The organism is Pedobacter sp. Bi126, from assembly GCF_918698245.1.
Lineage (GTDB): Bacteria > Bacteroidota > Bacteroidia > Sphingobacteriales > Sphingobacteriaceae > Pedobacter.
On the sequence record NZ_CAKKMS010000002.1, the window covers coordinates 1121739 to 1139214 of the forward strand.

A 17476-nucleotide genomic window follows, 5' to 3' on the forward strand; every position below is an offset into this window, starting at 1 on the left:
TTGCGTTTATTCCTTTACCTTCTTACACCAATATTGCATCTGAAACTATCTCCCCAGCATTATCGTCTAACAATATTTTAACTGTTTTTAGGGTAGACTCCGCAATTTCTGTTAAGGCCTCTTGTGTAAAAAAAGCCTGATGCCCGGTAAGCAAAACATTCGGAAAACTAATTAGCCGCTGAATATCATCGTCACCAATAATACTTGCTGAAAGATCTTTAAAAAAGAGTTGTTCTTCCTGTTCGTATACATCAATTCCCAGCGCCGCAAGTTGACCTGTTTTTAGCGCTTCAATCACGTCTCGTGTGTTAATCAACCCGCCTCTGCTTGTATTGATTAGCATAACACCTTTTTTCATCGTCAATAAGCTATTTGATCCAATCAGGTAATGGTTTTCTGGTGTAAGCGGGCAATGCAGCGAAATAATATCGGCTTCTTTTATTACTTCATGAAAAGGCAAATATTTTACTCCTGCATCTTGCAATGCTGTATTCACAAAAGGATCCGAAGCCAGTACAGTACAGCCAAAACCAAGCATAATTTTACAGAAAGCAGCGCCAATTTTCCCTGTGCCGATTACGCCTACTGTTTTGCCAAAAAGATTGAAACCCATTAAACCTGAAAGCGAAAAATTCTGTTCGCGTACGCGGTTGTAGGCCTTATGGGTTTTACGGTTTAGGGTAAGCAACATGGCTACTGCATGTTCTGCAACAGCTTGTGGCGAATAAGCCGGAACGCGGCAAACACGGATCCCGTATTGTTTGGCCGCATTCAGATCCACATTGTTAAAGCCTGCACAACGCAAAGCAATAATATTCACCCCTTTTTGCGCCAATATGGCTATAACATCAGCCGTTAGTTTATCGTTCACAAATACACAAACAGCATCAGTACCTACTTTTATCGCGTCAGCAATATGAGGCCCCAGATGAGTTTCCCAAAATTCTAATTCAAAATCATAATGTTTATTACAGCTTTCAAAAAATTCACGGTCGTAAGGCTTCGCAGAAAAAAACACAATCTTCATATCGTTAAAAATACGGATTAAATAGGATTTGCCGTGCTGTTTTAACCCAGAGATCAAAACGCTTATTTTCCAAAATCAAATAATAGCGTCCCCTTAAAAGTTTTTCCGTCTGTTTTGTTTTTTTGGCTTTGAGGTCCCAATAATAAAGCCGACTGAAACTTGGTACCGATGGCACTTATCCCTTTTAAGAAACCGATACTCCCTTCCGGGAAGGCAGGCTCTACATTGTTGTTGCTTAATGCCGCAGCTTCACGTGCAGGCCTTAACATTTGCAGATAAGTGTCCTGATCGGGTATATAAACCGTAAATGGGGCTTCCTTATTTTCTACAGTCACCCAGTTCACTTCGGCATGATAGCCTTTAAACTCAGGGTAGCCCCAGGTTTCGCCGGTAATCGAATTATTGTAATCCTTATGCCAAACCCCGAACTGCTGCCCTTTTAACCTGTTTTTCCAAACCCGGTACGGGCCACGGCCAAGGTATTTCATTCCGGTAATTTTATCCTCAGGATAATTAAAGCTAATACCCATAAAATCAGCATCGCCCTGCTGGTTAAATTGATATTCGAGTTTTACCAGCTTTCCGGTTTCAAATGTCCACTTCGCCTGCAAATTACCAGCACCCTGATAATCAGACTCAACGATGTACTTTGCGCCTTCTGCTTTATGACTAAAATTTTTCAATTCGGTATTTACACCAGCCAACACCGGACCTTTTGACAAAGAAATAATGGTATTCCCCTTAACAACTTTCTCCAGATAACCTGTTGCCTTTTCAAAATAGTAGCTAACACCATCCTGTTTAATCAGGAGCGATTGGTTAGTTTCTTCGGCTTTTACTCCTGAACTGGACAGTGTAGTTTCTTGCTTCTCTGCAATCAAGCGGGCAGTTTTTATCGGCCAGCTCCAGGTAAATATTTCCTTCTTATCAGCCCCATAAGCAGTTAGATATAAAGCATCACTTTGTGCCCACGATTTTGGCAAAGCCAGATCAAGCGTACCTTTTGCACCGGGTTTAAGCTTATAAACCGTTGCTCCACTGGCTTTTACAATAGCTTTTGTTCCTGCAGCGTTAGCCGATGGGAAACTAAGCAATTTCCATTTAAAAGTACATTGATCAAGATTGGTAAAATTGAAACGGTTCTCGATCGCAATTTTACCGTTAAAATCACTGTCAATTTTTGCCAGATCGACAAAAACCGGAGACCATATCTCTTTTATGGTGTAAAAACTGGCTTCCTTTTCGCGATGTGGGCCAATAATTCCATCAGGTGCATGGTTTCCATCACCATCATAAATACCATTTTTATCTGTACGGATCACGTTTTCATCAACCAAAGCCCAAATAAAACCGCCGGCACCATGCGGGTGAATCAACATTTGATTCCAGAAATCATCTAAAGCAGCACCAGCACCACCATCATAAAGCGCATGCATAAATTCAGTCGGAAAGAAAACCTCCTGCCCTGAAGTAGTGGCCTTAACCATATAATTATAATCTGGGTAATGTTTGGTATCGGTTCCGTTAAACTTCTCCCATGGGTGAATTACGGTACGTTTCTGCGGATCGTATAAAGCATAATCATTATCAAGATCAGTATTAAAGCCCCCCTCGTTGCCATTGGCCCAAAAAATAATAGATGGATGATTTACATCCCTGATTACAAGTTCTTTTACTAACCTGTGCCCAACTGTGTTATCGTATTTTGCCTGCCAGCCCGTTAATTCATTAATCACATACAGTCCTAAGGAGTCGCAGATATCCAAAAACTCTGCATCGGGTGGATAATGCGACATGCGAACGGCATTCATATTCATTTCTTTCATTAACCTCACATCCATTAAATGTACCTCGCGACTTAATGTACGTCCGCTTTCTGGCCAAAAGCTATGGCGATTAACACCTTTTAAAATCATTTTCGAACCATTAACATAAAAACCATCGCCATTGCGCAGTTCAAGCGTACGAAAACCGAACTTTTGTTTTACCTGATGAATAATTTTCTGTTTATTTTTGATCCGAACCACCACCTGATATAAATTGGGGAATTCGCTACTCCATAATAAAGGGTTTGAGAAAGTAGCCTTCAGGGTCTGCATACCATTCACTAAATTCGCTTTTACAGCAAATGCTTTTCCCACATTTTCGCCAGTTAGTTTTTTCACCTGGGCTTCAAGAATATCATCAGCAGCCAAATTTTGGCCATAAACATCAAGCTGAAAGGTTCCATCGGCCTTAGCATTAACCGCAACTCTTTCTATAAATTTGTTTGGTACAGTTTCGAGGTAAACCGGCCGGAAAATACCACCAAAAATCCAAAAATCGCTCGTTCTTTCTGCTTTATTAATCGACGCATTTGCCGATACTTTATCAACCGTAACTTCCAGTAAGTTCTTCTGTCCGGGTTTTAACAGTGTGGTAATATCATATTTAAACCGATAAAATCCGCCCTGGTGCAGGTCTCCGGCCAGCTTTCCGTTAATACTAACCTTAGTATCGGTCATAGCGCCTTCAAAAACCAGGAAAACTTTTTTTCCCGTGATTTTACCTACCGGAAACTCATAACGATAAATGCCCTGTTCGCTGGCTTTAACTTTATCGTGCCCATAGTTGTAAGTTCCAAAGCCCTGTAATTCCCAGTTAGATGGCACAGGTATTTTAGTCCATATGCCGCTTTTACGACCGGCAGTACAATAAAAATCCCATTGTTTGGTATGGTCTTTATCCGTTCCGGAAAGATAGGTTTTAGTAGTTTCCTGCGAAAAGCCCGCGAAAGAAATCAATAGCAACAATAAAGATATTAATCTTTTGATCATGATATATTTGGTATAAACATTAAAACAGCGTCAGCTTTCAACCAAAAATAATGGTTTTGAATTTATTAAACCGAACGTTTACAAGATAATGGAATTTGTGCTTAAATTAGACTGGATAACCAGCATTTTACATCTTTAATCTTTCAGGGTTTTAAAAACATTAAAAATTTAATAATTTTACTAAGCAGTCTAACTGATCCACTATGAAAAACAACAAGCTATCCGAACTTAGCCTAACCGAATTAAACAAACAGAAAAAACAATTGAGCGGCCTGTTAATTGGAAGTGCTATTTTGATGTTGTTTCTGTTTGGTGCACTTTTATATCTGATTGTTAAAAAACAAAACTTTGTGCTCCTTTCCGTTATTCCAGGCTGTATGCTCGCTTGGTTACCCGTTGCAATTAAATTAAGTCAATTAAATGCTGAAATAAAATTACGGGGTTCAGAAACAAACTCAGGTCTGTAAAAACTAAAATGGAAACAACAAATTTAAAAGATGGCGACTACTGCGCTGTGGTTAAAGGAACGCATACCGGTAAATCTGGTAGGGTAAGCGACATAAATACCAGTAAAACGGGCCACATAACCATTACTGTAGAACAAGATAATACTGTAAGGTTTAAAACCCTTGCCCGGAATGTAGTACTCAAAGCGCATACAAAATAAAATACCTGATGAGTTGGTAGTTCAATCTTAAATACCAGCTCTTACCAACTTACGTCTGCTATTCGGCCTGATACCCAAGGGAAAGGCAGCAAAAAGCCATCACCTCAATAGCTAAAATAGCCAAAATCAGTAACATGTTGATTACGCTGAACAGGGTTAACGCGCTGCTCCGTACTTTTATGCCACACACAAATAAATTCATGAGGGCTTTTACTAAATCGATTTTGCTACTCCTGCTCTTTGCAGGTATTTTCACAAACACTAACGCACAAAATTATGCCGTAAAGGGTATAGTGTTAGATACTGCAGGCTTACCACTACCCGGTGCGGTAGTCAGGATTAAATTCGGTGCCGACAGTATAGGCACCTCTGCCAATAATGATGGTACATTTGCGTTGGACAAAATTAAATCTAAACAGTTTACCTTATCAGCAGCTTTTATCGGCTTCGATACATTTATTAAACAGTATCAGATCGAAAAGGGTAGTATTTTAAACATCACCGATATCAGGCTTAAACCATCATCGAACACACTTGAGGGCGTAGTGATCTCGGGTGTTCCTCCTGTTAAAGTAACCGAAGATACCGTGAGTTTTAGTGCCAAAGCCTTTCCGGTTAGAGATGGAGATGCTGTTGACGAAGTGCTGAAAAAACTGCCCGGTATTAAGGTAGATAAGGATGGGAATGTAACCAGTCAGGGTTCGCCTGTAACCAAAATACGAGTTAACGGCAAAGATTTCTTCGGAACTGATGTAGCCACAGCCATTAAAAATCTTCCTGCCGATATTATCAAAAACCTTCAGTTTATCGACGATTATGGCGATCAGGCCAAACTTACAGGCATTAAAACGGGCGAGCCGGAAAAGGTGCTGAACCTGACTATTGAAGAAGATAAAAAGAAAGGTTATTTTGCCAGGGCCTCTGCAGGTTTGGGCAACGCCGATCGTTATAATACCAATATACGGGGAAATAGCATGAAGGGTGAACAGCAGATCTCATTCGATGGCACTTCGGCCAATGCCAATATGCGTGGTGGCGGCGGCGATGGCATTACAACCAGAAATGTTGCCGGACTTAACTATAAAAATGAGTTTAACACCAAACTCTCGGCAGATGCCGGATATAATTTTAACAACAATAAAAACAACACCATTAGTTCTACCTATACACAAAGTGTTTTACAAGATGCGGGGCAAAATCCGCTGAGCAGACTTGAAGATGCCCGCAACAACGGTAAGAGCGATAACTATAGCCATTGGTTTGGGGGTAATTTAGAGTATAAAATAGATACCATGAATTACCTTAAAATTTCCCCGAACTTTTCTTATAATACCAATAGTGGCAATAATACAGGTAGCTCACTTATTACTCAAGACACTTTATTCACCAGAAGGGAAAGTAATAATTTCAGTAGTTCGAATAACCTGAATGCCCGTACCAACATATTTTACAACCATAAATTTTCGAAGAAAGGCCGGAACCTGACTTCCTGGGGTAACATTAATTACACCAATGGCGAAAATTTTGGCGATGTGTACAACAAATACATCAACATTCATGCTAACGTAGCCGATTCGGTATTACAAAATCAGTTGAACAACCAAAATAGCCGAAATTTAGGACTTAACATTGGCGCATCGTACATGGAGCCACTTTGGAAAAAAACCTTTTTAGAAGTAAACTACAGCTGGAACCGATCATCAACAAATAATTCGAGAGATGCTTATGATGTGGCTAATGGTAATCAGGTATTTAATCCAAACCTTAGCAATATTTACGATTATCAGTTTATCACCAATAAAGTGGGACTGAATTACCGTTATATCAGCGAAAAGCTGAACTATACACTGGGCATAAATGCACAGCCGGCCTTACTCCAGGGACAGAATTTAAGTAATAATATTGAAACCGTTAACCGTACTTTTAACCTCATTCCATCTGGTCGGTTCTCGTATAAATTTTCTAACCAGCAATCGCTGGACGTAAATTATTGGGGCAGAAATAACCAACCTGGATTCTTACAACTGCAACCTATATCCGACAATTCGAACCTGCAGAATGTGGTTACGGGTAACCCGAATTTAAAACCCGAATTTATCCACAGTATCAATGCCCATTACAAACAAGCCGATTGGAGTGCAGGAAAAGTGATCATAGCTAATTTCAAGTACGAACGCACTAACGATAGGATTGTAACCACTAAAGAGCGTGTACCAGGTACTGTAAACCAGCTTACCAGTTACATTAATACAGATGGGTACTATACTTTACAAGGCGATTACGATATTAGTAAACCGCTCTCGCCAGAGCGGAAGTTTACCATTGGTTATTCTGGTTCGGGACAGTTGAACAACAACATTAGTTTTACCGATAATAGCCGAATAGAAGCACGCAATATCGCCTGGCGCCAGGAACTCGAATTTAGGGTAGACCTGAAAGATATTGTTAATTTTGAGGTAGAAACCTCTTATTCGCAAAACCTGACCAAATATTCGAATGAGACGTTTACCGACCGCCAATCTAACCGTTTTGAGTGTGGCATAGAGGGCCGGAATTATTTCTTTAAAGACCTTACCCTGGGCTACAATTTCACGAAACAGATTAACTCTGGTTTTGATAATGGTGCGGTGCGTAATCCAACACTGCTTCGTTTATCAATGGAATATAAGTTTATGAAGAATGATATGGCTGCTATCCGTGTAGAAGGATTCGATCTTTTTGATCAAAACTCAGGGATATCAAGAGATGTATTCGATAACGTAATTGTAGATAAGCAAGTTAACCGATTAGGAAGGTATTTCATGTTATCACTCATTTATAGAGTACGTAAATTTGGAGGTTAAGATTAGCTTACATTTTTTTACGAGGAAGAGAGATAGATCTCATCTGCGCTTATCTTCTTAAATCTGCGGGAAAACTATACTAATTGGCTTCCCGTAGATTACGCTGATTGCCGCAGAACCAATTACATTCTCCATTATACATTTCCCATCCTCCATCCTTATCAGCCTAGCCCTTTTCTATCCCCGTTTTAGTAGCCACTGGCTTTTTCTTCCTAAAGTTGGGAAAAGTCATCGGACTTTTAGCCGGGCGTTCATCTCCTAGTAATACCCCCCATTGTTTGAATGATTCTGTGCGATCGAAGACAATTTTGAGTACAGCCACAATAGGCAGTGCGAGGAACATTCCCGAAACCCCGGCTATACTGCCACCGATAAATACCCCGAGGATGGCAAATAAGGCATTAATTTTCACTTTAGAGCCTACTATGCGCGGCATGAGTATGTTGTTATCTAAAAATTGAACGAATGCTATTACGCCTAAAACGGTAATTACCGGCCATAATTCTTGAGATGAAGTGAGCGTAAGCAGCACCCCTATCAAGTTACCAATTAAGGCCCCCACATAAGGGATCAGGTTTAAGATGGCAAAGATTACCCCGATTAATAAGGCATGTTTTATACCGATTAACATCAATATTCCGCCCAATAAAATAGTCATGTAGGTGATCTGGATTAACAGTCCGATTAAGTAGCTTTTAATGATCGACTCGGTTTCATAAATCGCTTCTTTCACTTTTGGATGATCTTCTGTTTTAAACCACATGAAGATAAAGCGCAATAAAATGTCTTTATAAAAAAGCATCAGGTAAATATAAATGGGTAACAAACCGATAAATACAAAAACGCCACTTAAGGTAACGGCAGCACCACCTGCAAGTGAGGTCCCCATGTTCATCAGATCGTCGCTTTTAGTTTGTATGAAGGCTTTTTGCTCTTTATCGTCGTAATGGGTAATGCGACTGATCCAATCGCTTAATGAATTGATATGCTGTGTTACGTTCGCTTTTATCTGTGGAAAATCTTTAACCAAAATGCCAATCTGGTTCGAAAAAAACCAAATAATCAAAGCTACAAACAGTGCCACTAATAAAATGGATAAGATAATGGCTAACGATTCGGGTATTTTTTTTCTTTTTAAAAAGCGATACACCGGTAGCAACATAATGCTGATAAAAAAAGCCATCAACATCGGCATAATAATATCTCTTCCGATTACCATAACGGCAACAATGGCCATCAGACCCAATAATTCTATCGATCGTTTAACGGTCAGGGGTAAATTGTTCGTCATAAAAGCTTATTCTGATTTGAGGTTTAAACACAATCGGAGTGAAAATGTTTTAAGATAAGCTTTAATATTGAAAAGCGGAACGAGTTTATAGTCCGGGGTCGGCAGTCTGGAGTTATTAACAGATTAACCAGTTCGGAGTTAGGTGCTTGTAGTTAGGATTAAACTAATCTATTTCCTTCGATAAGTCACCCTGAGGGATAATTTATTGTATAAAAATCAATATGAATGACGCATATCTTTTTTTTGCCCAGAGGCTCATCCTTGCCTCGGCTCGCCGCCGCCGATGCGGCTCTTTCTTTTTGCTGTCAAAAAGACCAGCGCAGCTAGCTTGAATGCCTTTGAAAAACATAAAGGTGTATGAAAAAACAAAAAACACCGGCTGAAAATTTTTCTTTCAAAGCTAGTGGGTAGGCTGGGTCGGTGGAGCCCGAAAAATTTGTTAGGCCGGATTTAAGTAGAACGGAGATACCGTGCTATGGCCTAGCTGGATGGAAATTCGACGGCGGCTAAAATATTGATTAATAGTTGTTTATAGAATAACGTCAATGGTAGCGTAGTCGAAGGACTATTAGTTTATTTGGCGTTGAGCGTTTGGCGTTTAGCTTCAATTAACCGATTTCTACAATTAACCGATTAACCAATGCTTAAAAAAATTACTTCCCTTACACGATATACCCACAGATTAGCCTTATTTTTGCAGCTTTAATACCCAACATGAATAATCAAGATACCATTATTGCTTTATCTACTCCTTCAGGTTCTGGCGCCATTGGCGTAATCCGTTTATCTGGTCCGGAGGCTATTTCACTTACCAATACCGTATTTGCAGGAAAAGATTTAGAAAAGCAGGCTTCGCATACTTTACATTTTGGACTGGTTAAAGATGGCGATCATATTGTTGATGAAGTGGTAGCGGGTTTATTTGTTGCCCCAAAATCGTATACTAAAGAAAATGTGGTAGAAATTTCCTGCCATGGTTCTAATTATATTATCCAACAGATTATTAACCTGTTAGTTAGTAAAGGAGCCCGTGCTGCCAAACCTGGCGAGTTTACCTTACGTGCCTTTTTAAACGGTGCTTTCGATCTAAGTCAGGCCGAAGCAGTAGCCGATTTAATTGCCTCCAATTCGAAGGCTTCGCATGATGTGGCCATGCAACAGATGCGTGGCGGCTTTGCCAACGAATTAAAAGGTTTACGCGAACAATTGATCCATTTTGCCTCGATGATTGAGCTTGAGCTCGATTTTGCTGAAGAAGATGTAGAGTTTGCCAACCGTGAGCAGCTAAAAAATCTTGTAAACAAAATCAACTACGTTCTGCAACGCTTGATCTCCTCTTTCGAGATGGGAAATGTGATTAAAAATGGGGTTCCAATTGTTATTGCAGGCAAGCCTAATGTGGGTAAATCTACCCTATTAAATGCCCTCCTGAACGAAGAACGCGCTATAGTTTCGGATATTGCCGGAACCACACGCGATACCATTGAAGATGAACTCACCATTGGCGGTATTGTTTTCCGTTTTATCGATACAGCCGGAATCCGCGATACAGCCGATATTATTGAAGCTTTAGGCGTAGAACGTACCTTAGAAAAAATGAAACAGGCCAAACTAATTATTTATATGGCCGATGCTGCTCAAAGTATTTCAGAAATTGAAGAGCAGATTCGGGGGTTAGCGCAATTGGCCATCCCCTATTTAATTTTAGTCAATAAAGCCGACCTCATGGCTGATGCACAACGTAAAGCTTTCGAAGCGTTAGATGTTGTTTTTATTTCTGCTAAAGAGAAACAAGGTATCGATGAATTAAAAACCACTTTATTAGAGCAGGTTAACTTGCATCACATTAATACCAGCGAAACCCTAGTAACGAATATCCGCCATGTAGAAGCTTTAAAACAAACCGAACATGCACTGCAAAGGGTTTTGGCTAATGTAGACAATCCGGTAACCTCCGATTTCTTAGCGATGGATATTAAACAGGCGCTACATTACCTTGGTGAAATTACAGGTACAGTTACTACCGATGATTTGCTGGAGAATATATTTACGAAGTTTTGTATCGGCAAATAATCCCCAAAAACAACCACTAATTTCGACAACTAAAGACAATCAACATATTGGTCATCAATAAGTTATATCAATACGCTTCCCACAATTCCTTGGAGGTTTACCACTATTTTTCGCATTTTGTTGCTCATTTGTTGCTCGAGCGCCTGAAATTTTTCCCAAAAAAATCATGGGTGAAATGATGTCGCTTATCGACACTTAACGACACTAAAAAACATTAAACAACGCTAATAAGCCACTATTTGAGGGGAAATTACCACTGATGTTCTGGGGTCTAAAAGTCCGGTCGACCTGCAGCAGATGCAGCAAAAAAGGATGAAATGAGTAGCAATATAACAGTTGAGCGAATCTGCGAACACTGCGGTAAGACATTCTTGGCAAAAACCACGGTCACAAAGTACTGCAGCCTGAATTGCAACAGGCGGCACTACAAACAAAAAATCCGTAATGTGAAGATTTCTGCCAGCAATGAACAGACGCTTAGTATCCGTACAAAAGCGATCATAAAGGGCCGCGGCTTTCTTTTGCCTGACTATTAAACAAAGGCAGCTGTATCCCATGAAGGAGGAAAAATATTTAATCCCACTGGAAATCTTCCAGTTAAAAATCATCTGTAGCATTTACTCAGCGTCTATCGTTTGTGTTTAAAATACCATGTATGCTAAAACTTAAATTTATTATTCCGGCAGTATTGATCGTACTTGCAGGCTGCAGTCCAAAGGTGCGGAATGCGTCTTCTAACAAGCCCTCAAAAAACCAGGGGGATTCACTTTACCTGGTCCTTGGTATAAAGGATATTATAAAGACAGGAGAAAGGGTCACCTTAAAATTTACGGTACATAATAACCAGTCCACAGAAAAATCATTTTGCAAATGGCACACGCCCTTTGAACCTTTGATGAGCAAATACCTTGATATAAAAGATGACAATGGAAACGAGGTTCCCTATAAAGGCCCTATGGCAAAGCGGATCATGCCCCCTCCCGCAGACAGCTACCTTGCTGTTAAATCAAAAGAGGTACTATCATCAGAAGTTGACCTGTTAAAAGCTTATCAGCTGGAAGCCGAAAAAAAATACACCGTTTCTTATAACTCCAGCGGCATGAGCGGGATAAAAAGCACCAACACAGTTACCTTTAGGTACACCAACTAACCTTATACCTTGTAATTCCGGGGGGCGCAAGTTTTAACTAATGGTCAACTTATCCGATCGTTGAAATACCGATTATTCCGCAACAGGGATAGCAGCGGATACCGGCCCGTGCTTATGGCTTGTAGGCGTATGAGCGGGTAGCCCGGCGGTTGCCCAGACAAAATAAAAGTTGACATCAAAATTAAATCAATCTGGCATCACCAGAAAACATATACAGTTGCCTAGGTCTCCCGGCATATATGATGAAGGAAATATTATGCAAACAAAAAGCCACTGATCTATACCAGTGGCTTTATTTCCCAAAATAGTCTCCTGTTTATTTTGCGCTGTTCTTTTTCTCTGTAACCTCAGCCCTGATCTCCTGTGCAAGACTTTTAAGGTCCTGCATTGCTTTACGTACACGTGTACCGGCTGCAGCATTTCCACCATCATAAAATTTCGTCACATCAGCCTCAACTGAAGCGATTACTTCTTGTACCTGTTTGAATTTGTCCATAACTGTTTTTTAAAGGCCAAAGGGCCCGGATATAACTATTTTGTCCTAGGAACGTGTCCAGCCCCAAAACTAAACATTTAAGTGGGAAAGCAAAAAAGAACTATTCAAAACCGATATTCCCCACATCACTGCTTACCCCTATCGCGTTTGCCCGCCAAAGGATAAAGCCCAGCCTGCCGCAGCATTCGGCAACAAAATATTCGATGTCTGCGGGAACGTCATTTACAATACGGTAGCGGATCTTGTATTTAGGATTATAGCTGAGATAAACAACTAGGTCATCATCGGCAAATCCCCTGCCGGACAAGGGCCTGAAGTGAACCTCCTGCAATTCTTTCGCGGTCCGGCTCAATCGGTCGTTCATCACTTTCGCCAATGCTTTTTCAGGTTTAAAATCTGTCTCTAAAATTGCTAATACCGTAACAGTCATAGCACAAAAATATACCGAAAAACCAGACAACAAAACCTTAAGCGCTAAGCTACTGAAAATGAGCAAAATAATTTACAAGGCTTTAGCAAATGCGAGCAAAATCGCAAAAATAGCGTCGCAGAAGACTTTTATTGCTAACTTAAAGCTGCAGAACATATATTTTCCCAGTGTCTATTTTACTTTTTCACACACGATCTTTCCTCCCCGTTTAAAATAAGAAAGTGAGCTGACCTGGCCAGCCTGATCTCCATTGAAGGTTACCTTCCGTTGCTCTTTGCCATTATCCAATATCCGCTTTTTGGTAAGCTATTTTCTTGAAAATAGCGATATCAAGTTTCTATTTTGCTAGTAATCCAACAGAAATTAACGTATGGATGTCGTTTTGCTATTGAGAACCAAAGCATTAGCTAGGATCAGAGGATCGACATCGCCCAGATAGGCACATGTTAAAACCGGTAATTGATACCTACTCCTACAGAAATGCCTGTGTTATTAAGTTCAGCCAACGGCATCCGCTCATCAAGGCTGTCAAAAGGGGCCAACTCTACTTTCTGGTTTTTATCGTACAGCCCAAGTTTTTGAACATAGTTACAACCTGCATTAAAGTCTATCGAAAAGTTACGTGCTGGCATGTAATTGTAAAATAAGGAAATTTTAGATTGCTGGGTCTGAAAATATGGAGAGTTCCTTTCCTCAGTTAAACGGTATGTGCCACCCCCAATTCCAAGATTATTGTTGACACCTACGGCATTTTTAGCTGACAGATTGTATTTCAATCTTTGAGAGATAGGCAAAGACCCCGATAGGTTAAGTTTACTGTTAATCTGCCAGTCTATGCCTACTAAAGGCAACAGCAAACTGCCGAAAAACTGTTTTGAATAGACTGCTCCAATGGAATAGGAAAATTTTTCCGATACCTTTACCTTAAATGCAGCAGCGCCGGTGTAGATCATATCCTCTCCTGAAATATCTTTCATGTCGGATGAAAGCGTTGGAATGAAAGATACAGACAGTGAATACCTGTTCGAAAAAGATTTCTGGTAGGTAAGCGGTATTGAAAACGAATGAAAAGCAGACGCTCCAAGGTCTGTCGTACTGCCTGATACAAATAAACCCGTATAACTTATGCCGGTGAGAAAAAAATCAAGTTTTCCATCATTCAGTTTACTGTAGAGTGGAAATATGAGATGGGCGTTTGCCTGTTGCACCTGTATATCTTCATCGTTAACCTTGAAGGGCGAATAAACATAATCGGCTTTAAAATAGCCCAGTTGAAGGGTTGGCGTTTGAGCGGGCTGGTTTACGGGCTTTTCCTGCGCCCGAACATTTAACTTAAAAAGGACTGAAACAATAACTGCTATTATTGATGCTTTGATTTTCATTTTTAATTGATTTTTTATACCTCCTGATCTGTGAGGCCTGGTTAATTTTTGGACAGCTGGATAGATTCCGGTTATCAGATTCGGTCTAATTCTTCCTGAATTGCCTTTCTGGTAATATTGTTGATTATTTTTTCGGGAAGAAGAGACATTAGGAAGGTCTGGATGGCATGTGGCCAATACGGTTCAATACTATTTCTGCCACAGCCTACAATTGAAAGTACGTGCCTGGCATATGTTGCAGCACTTGGGCGCAAAAATGTAATGAGTTTCATGTTACTTCCGGAATTAACACTGCCCGTTATCAACGAAATCACTTCTGTATTCTGCAGTTCACGGGAAAGAGAAATGGAAAAAGCATTATTATATGCTTTTGTAGCTGCATAAACCGCTAAATAAGGCGGTGGAAAGAGTCCTGCATATGATGAAACATTTAAGATAAGCGACTTGCTAATACTCAACTGAGGTAACAGATTACGGGTAAGTTGTGAAGGGAACGATGTATTGAGCGTTATGGTTCTATGAATTTCTTCAGCCTTGAATTCTCCAAATCTTCCGATAGGCCCAATACCTACATTATTCACGAGTATATTGATAGGTAAGTGCTTAATCTGTCCAATATCCATCGGGCTTTCCTTCATCCCATCATATACCAGGCAGACCACTTTACATCTGCTGTTAGCAGCAACTATTTCTTTCTCTACCCCATGCAACTTAGCTGCATCACGGCCATGTAGCACTATATTAAATCCTTTTTCTGCGAGCGCTATGGCAATGGCCTTGCCAATGCCATCAGATGAACCGGTCACCAAGGCAAAAGCATCATTTTTAAGGTATTTTTTAAGGGTTGAGCCCCTAACATAAGGGTAGATAAAACGGATAAGGCTATAAAAAAGCCGCGCAGAGCATAACACTCCGATAATAAAAACAATATGATTTCCCATTTTCTAATTTTTGACCAAAGTTAGCGTTGGGCACTATAGCAGGAAATGGATAAATGGTGGCAGCTATTGGATTATTTACGGTAAGCTAACCTGAATTGAGAAGGAGACCGCCCTTCTGCATTGGAAAAATAGCGGGTAAAATATGCATGATCAGCAAAACCCAAGAGATACGCTATTTCTTTTACCGTCTTATCGGTGGCATACAATAGGCGTTTAGCTTCCGTCATTGTAGCCTGTTGTACCCAAAAACCTACCGGAAAGCCAGTAGTCTGTTTTACTGCCTCGTTTAAATAGGCAGGACTAATATTCAGATCTATCGCATAGTCTGATGTACTTTTGTGTGTTTTGAACTGCCGCAAAAGTAACCGTTTAAAATCCCTAGTTAAAATCTGGGTACGGAGCACTGCGGCCTCTTCATTTTCTAACGGCTGGTAAGCGGATGCGAAAACGCCTACACAGGCACCTATCAGTGAATGCAGAACCTTCGGAATAAAGTTCAATCCTTGCCTGTTTTCATTAATAGAGAGCATTAACCCAATGCACTTATCCAGCGCAATGTTTTCGGGATCGGGCAATGCTAACGGAATACACTGAAAATAATGTTTATCGAAAATTGCCCTATAATCATCATCAATAAAACTGGTATCTACGGTAATCAGCCAGGCTTCTGTGTTATCACATACCGATACACCGTAATGAACCTGCCCTGGCAATACACATAATACAACACTTCCAATCAGTTCAACATCGTTGAAGTCAACTACAATTTTACTAATACCCTTTTTTTGAAAAATAAACAGGTAATGGTCATCTCTCCGGTGCGCGGGTTTGGTATAGGGCACCGTGTTGTCTTTCCCTCCGATAAATTTATTGATACTTATTACCTGATCGGTGATATCTTTTAAGGAATGTGTCGAGATATGATCCATCATAAGTACCCTATTAAAATTATTGCCCAATTATAGCTTAAATATCTTTATTTTGATAATTAAGGTTTTCAATCCTTTGATTTAGCAAATGCTTGTCAACGGATTTTTTGATAAAACAAGTTTTCGAAAGACGGAACTGATGCCACCGCCTTCGTTAACCTTTCGGGTATAGCGCTCGCCAGGCAGGTTGATCACATCGGCCTAATGTATTTATCAGCTCTGACATGCTTTATTCACATCCACAGATAGATCTTCAGAGATCGATTTTTTTAGGCAAACCTGTGACGATGGATGAGTTTTTAGAAGCTACCGCTCAAATTAAAGTAATGGTTGGCCTCCGTAAAATCACCTTTATCATTTAATAGCAGCAGAAAAATTTGTTCTATCTTTACAGGGAGGATCGTCCTCCAAAATATCGCCGACAGCACTTGAATGAATGAAATTAGCATAAGACAAATTAAAGAGCCTGATTTTTCAGCGGGTTTTAGTATTCGAAATGTCGGCACTTTACTCTCTGACAAAGATTTAGTGCAGGAACTTCACAGGCACAGTTTCTTTTTTGCTTTGTTTTTAGAGAAAGGGCATGGGGAACATCACATTGATTTTACCAATTACCCTGTTAATGACTATTCTGTTTTCTTTATGCGACCGGGCCAGGTTCATCAGCTCACGCTAAAACAAGGCTGCAAGGGCTATTTGGTCCAATTTAACCATGACTTTTACGCACCAAAAGGCGCGCCAGTCAATTTCGTTCTGCGAAAAGTAAGCAATAAGAATCACTGCCCGCTTTCAGTTGAGAAATTTGGCAAATTGTTATCGCAATTGTCTCTCATTGATGAAGAATATAGCCAAAAACAAGATCACTACAAAGAAGTAATCAAAGCAGGCTTGGAGATTCTATTTATTGAACTGGCAAGACAGAGCAGGGAACCAAAAGAAATTACAAATGAGGGCAACATGTATTCCCAAAATCAATTGGAAGAACTACTGGAACTATTACAAAACCATATTGTCACGCATAAACAAGTGATACAATATGCCGAAATGATGCACCTTACTACTTTTCAGCTCAATAAAATAACCAAAGAGACTGTTGGTAAGACCTGCTCACAGCTCATTAACGAGCAAATTGTACTCGAAGCTAAAAGGCACCTTCTGGCAACCGGCAATCAAGTCAATCAAATCGCTTTCGATTTAGGTTTTGAAGATCCCTCCTACTTTGCCCGCTTTTTTAAAAAGCATTCAAATTATTCCCCTGAAGCATTTAGAAAGAACTGTAAATAAATCCTGTTCAGTCTAAATTTTAATTCATAATTGGCGAAACTGCGGCTCCTCTGCAAAAAAAAGCAAAAGGTTACGATTTGGTACGAAGAAAATTGTTTGGATTTTAACGCCAAAACTTTAAAAATGTCCTGCAAGACTAGGTATTCG

General features: G+C 40.1%; 15 protein-coding genes. 7 read left to right on the forward strand and 8 right to left on the reverse strand.

Annotation, left to right across the window (positions count from 1 at the left end):
- Window positions 1-22: 22 nt before the first annotated feature.
- Complete coding sequence (locus LQ201_RS09810) at window positions 23-1027, reverse strand: 2-hydroxyacid dehydrogenase (RefSeq protein WP_230141909.1); 1005 nt, start codon at window positions 1025-1027, stop codon at window positions 23-25.
- 62 nt (window positions 1028-1089) lie between these two features.
- A complete protein-coding gene (locus tag LQ201_RS09815; protein WP_230141910.1) occupies window positions 1090-3843 on the reverse strand; it encodes a glycoside hydrolase family 2 TIM barrel-domain containing protein in 2754 nt (917 codons plus the stop codon).
- 203 nt (window positions 3844-4046) lie between these two features.
- On the opposite strand from LQ201_RS09815, the gene LQ201_RS09820 reads away from it, so the two are divergent.
- From LQ201_RS09820 to LQ201_RS09830, 3 genes are all read left to right on the forward strand, one after another.
- Window positions 4047-4310, forward strand: coding sequence for a hypothetical protein (locus tag LQ201_RS09820; protein WP_230141911.1), 264 nt, complete (start codon window positions 4047-4049; stop codon window positions 4308-4310).
- Window positions 4311-4318: 8 nt separating this feature from the next.
- Window positions 4319-4510, forward strand: a complete 192-nt coding sequence (locus LQ201_RS09825) for an RNA-binding protein (RefSeq protein WP_230141912.1) — start codon at window positions 4319-4321, stop codon at window positions 4508-4510.
- A gap of 134 nt (window positions 4511-4644) precedes the next feature.
- A complete protein-coding gene (locus LQ201_RS09830; protein WP_230146631.1) occupies window positions 4645-7353 on the forward strand; it encodes an outer membrane beta-barrel protein in 2709 nt (902 codons plus the stop codon).
- Window positions 7354-7519: 166 nt separating this feature from the next.
- On the opposite strand, the gene LQ201_RS09835 is transcribed toward LQ201_RS09830, so the two are convergent.
- Entirely contained in the window at window positions 7520-8644 is a 1125-nt protein-coding gene (locus tag LQ201_RS09835) for an AI-2E family transporter (protein WP_230141915.1), read from the reverse strand.
- Window positions 8645-9358: 714 nt separating this feature from the next.
- On the opposite strand from LQ201_RS09835, the gene mnmE reads away from it, so the two are divergent.
- Both mnmE and LQ201_RS09845 read left to right on the forward strand, forming a co-directional pair.
- The gene (mnmE, locus tag LQ201_RS09840) at window positions 9359-10717 is read left to right on the forward strand and encodes a tRNA uridine-5-carboxymethylaminomethyl(34) synthesis GTPase MnmE (protein WP_230141916.1); all 1359 of its coding nucleotides are present in this window, start codon (window positions 9359-9361) and stop codon (window positions 10715-10717) included.
- Window positions 10718-11372: 655 nt separating this feature from the next.
- Window positions 11373-11867 carry a protease gene (locus LQ201_RS09845; protein WP_230141918.1) on the forward strand — a complete coding sequence of 165 codons (495 nt, stop codon included), beginning with the start codon at window positions 11373-11375 and terminating at the stop codon, window positions 11865-11867.
- A gap of 316 nt (window positions 11868-12183) precedes the next feature.
- On the opposite strand, the gene LQ201_RS09850 is transcribed toward LQ201_RS09845, so the two are convergent.
- The 5 genes from LQ201_RS09850 to LQ201_RS09870 form a co-directional block, all read right to left on the reverse strand.
- On the reverse strand, window positions 12184-12363 hold the full coding sequence (locus LQ201_RS09850) for a histone H1 (RefSeq protein ID WP_230141920.1): 180 nt from the start codon (window positions 12361-12363) through the stop codon (window positions 12184-12186).
- Window positions 12364-12463: 100 nt separating this feature from the next.
- Window positions 12464-12793: a hypothetical protein gene (locus tag LQ201_RS09855; RefSeq protein WP_230141922.1), complete on the reverse strand. Its 330-nt coding sequence runs from the start codon at window positions 12791-12793 to the stop codon at window positions 12464-12466.
- 446 nt (window positions 12794-13239) lie between these two features.
- Complete coding sequence (locus LQ201_RS09860; protein ID WP_230141925.1) at window positions 13240-14175, reverse strand: DUF6268 family outer membrane beta-barrel protein; 936 nt, start codon at window positions 14173-14175, stop codon at window positions 13240-13242.
- A 74-nt stretch (window positions 14176-14249) separates the two neighbouring features.
- Window positions 14250-15116: an SDR family NAD(P)-dependent oxidoreductase gene (locus LQ201_RS09865; protein ID WP_230141926.1), complete on the reverse strand. Its 867-nt coding sequence runs from the start codon at window positions 15114-15116 to the stop codon at window positions 14250-14252.
- A 71-nt stretch (window positions 15117-15187) separates the two neighbouring features.
- Complete coding sequence (locus LQ201_RS09870; RefSeq protein WP_230141929.1) at window positions 15188-16048, reverse strand: AraC family transcriptional regulator; 861 nt, start codon at window positions 16046-16048, stop codon at window positions 15188-15190.
- A 221-nt stretch (window positions 16049-16269) separates the two neighbouring features.
- Between LQ201_RS09870 and LQ201_RS09875 the strand changes: the two genes are divergently transcribed.
- Complete coding sequence (locus LQ201_RS09875) at window positions 16270-16407, forward strand: hypothetical protein (protein ID WP_230146632.1); 138 nt, start codon at window positions 16270-16272, stop codon at window positions 16405-16407.
- A 70-nt stretch (window positions 16408-16477) separates the two neighbouring features.
- On the forward strand, window positions 16478-17329 hold the full coding sequence (locus tag LQ201_RS09880) for a helix-turn-helix domain-containing protein (RefSeq protein WP_230141930.1): 852 nt from the start codon (window positions 16478-16480) through the stop codon (window positions 17327-17329).
- Window positions 17330-17476: the final 147 nt, after the last annotated feature.

What these genes read in the sequence shown, in the direction of transcription:
- LQ201_RS09810 (WP_230141909.1), bottom strand. Translation starts at nt 1,027, where the DNA reads ATGAAGATTGTGTTTTTTTCTGCGAAGCCTTACGACCGTGAATTTTTT.
- LQ201_RS09815 (WP_230141910.1), bottom strand. Translation starts at nt 3,843, where the DNA reads ATGATCAAAAGATTAATATCTTTATTGTTGCTATTGATTTCTTTCGCG.
- LQ201_RS09820 (WP_230141911.1), top strand. Translation starts at nt 4,047, where the DNA reads ATGAAAAACAACAAGCTATCCGAACTTAGCCTAACCGAATTAAACAAA.
- LQ201_RS09825 (WP_230141912.1), top strand. Translation starts at nt 4,319, where the DNA reads ATGGAAACAACAAATTTAAAAGATGGCGACTACTGCGCTGTGGTTAAA.
- LQ201_RS09830 (WP_230146631.1), top strand. Translation starts at nt 4,645, where the DNA reads ATGTTGATTACGCTGAACAGGGTTAACGCGCTGCTCCGTACTTTTATG.
- LQ201_RS09835 (WP_230141915.1), bottom strand. Translation starts at nt 8,644, where the DNA reads ATGACGAACAATTTACCCCTGACCGTTAAACGATCGATAGAATTATTG.
- mnmE (WP_230141916.1), top strand. Translation starts at nt 9,359, where the DNA reads ATGAATAATCAAGATACCATTATTGCTTTATCTACTCCTTCAGGTTCT.
- LQ201_RS09845 (WP_230141918.1), top strand. Translation starts at nt 11,373, where the DNA reads ATGCTAAAACTTAAATTTATTATTCCGGCAGTATTGATCGTACTTGCA.
- LQ201_RS09850 (WP_230141920.1), bottom strand. Translation starts at nt 12,363, where the DNA reads ATGGACAAATTCAAACAGGTACAAGAAGTAATCGCTTCAGTTGAGGCT.
- LQ201_RS09855 (WP_230141922.1), bottom strand. Translation starts at nt 12,793, where the DNA reads ATGACTGTTACGGTATTAGCAATTTTAGAGACAGATTTTAAACCTGAA.
- LQ201_RS09860 (WP_230141925.1), bottom strand. Translation starts at nt 14,175, where the DNA reads ATGAAAATCAAAGCATCAATAATAGCAGTTATTGTTTCAGTCCTTTTT.
- LQ201_RS09865 (WP_230141926.1), bottom strand. Translation starts at nt 15,116, where the DNA reads ATGGGAAATCATATTGTTTTTATTATCGGAGTGTTATGCTCTGCGCGG.
- LQ201_RS09870 (WP_230141929.1), bottom strand. Translation starts at nt 16,048, where the DNA reads ATGATGGATCATATCTCGACACATTCCTTAAAAGATATCACCGATCAG.
- LQ201_RS09875 (WP_230146632.1), top strand. Translation starts at nt 16,270, where the DNA reads ATGCTTTATTCACATCCACAGATAGATCTTCAGAGATCGATTTTTTTA.
- LQ201_RS09880 (WP_230141930.1), top strand. Translation starts at nt 16,478, where the DNA reads ATGAATGAAATTAGCATAAGACAAATTAAAGAGCCTGATTTTTCAGCG.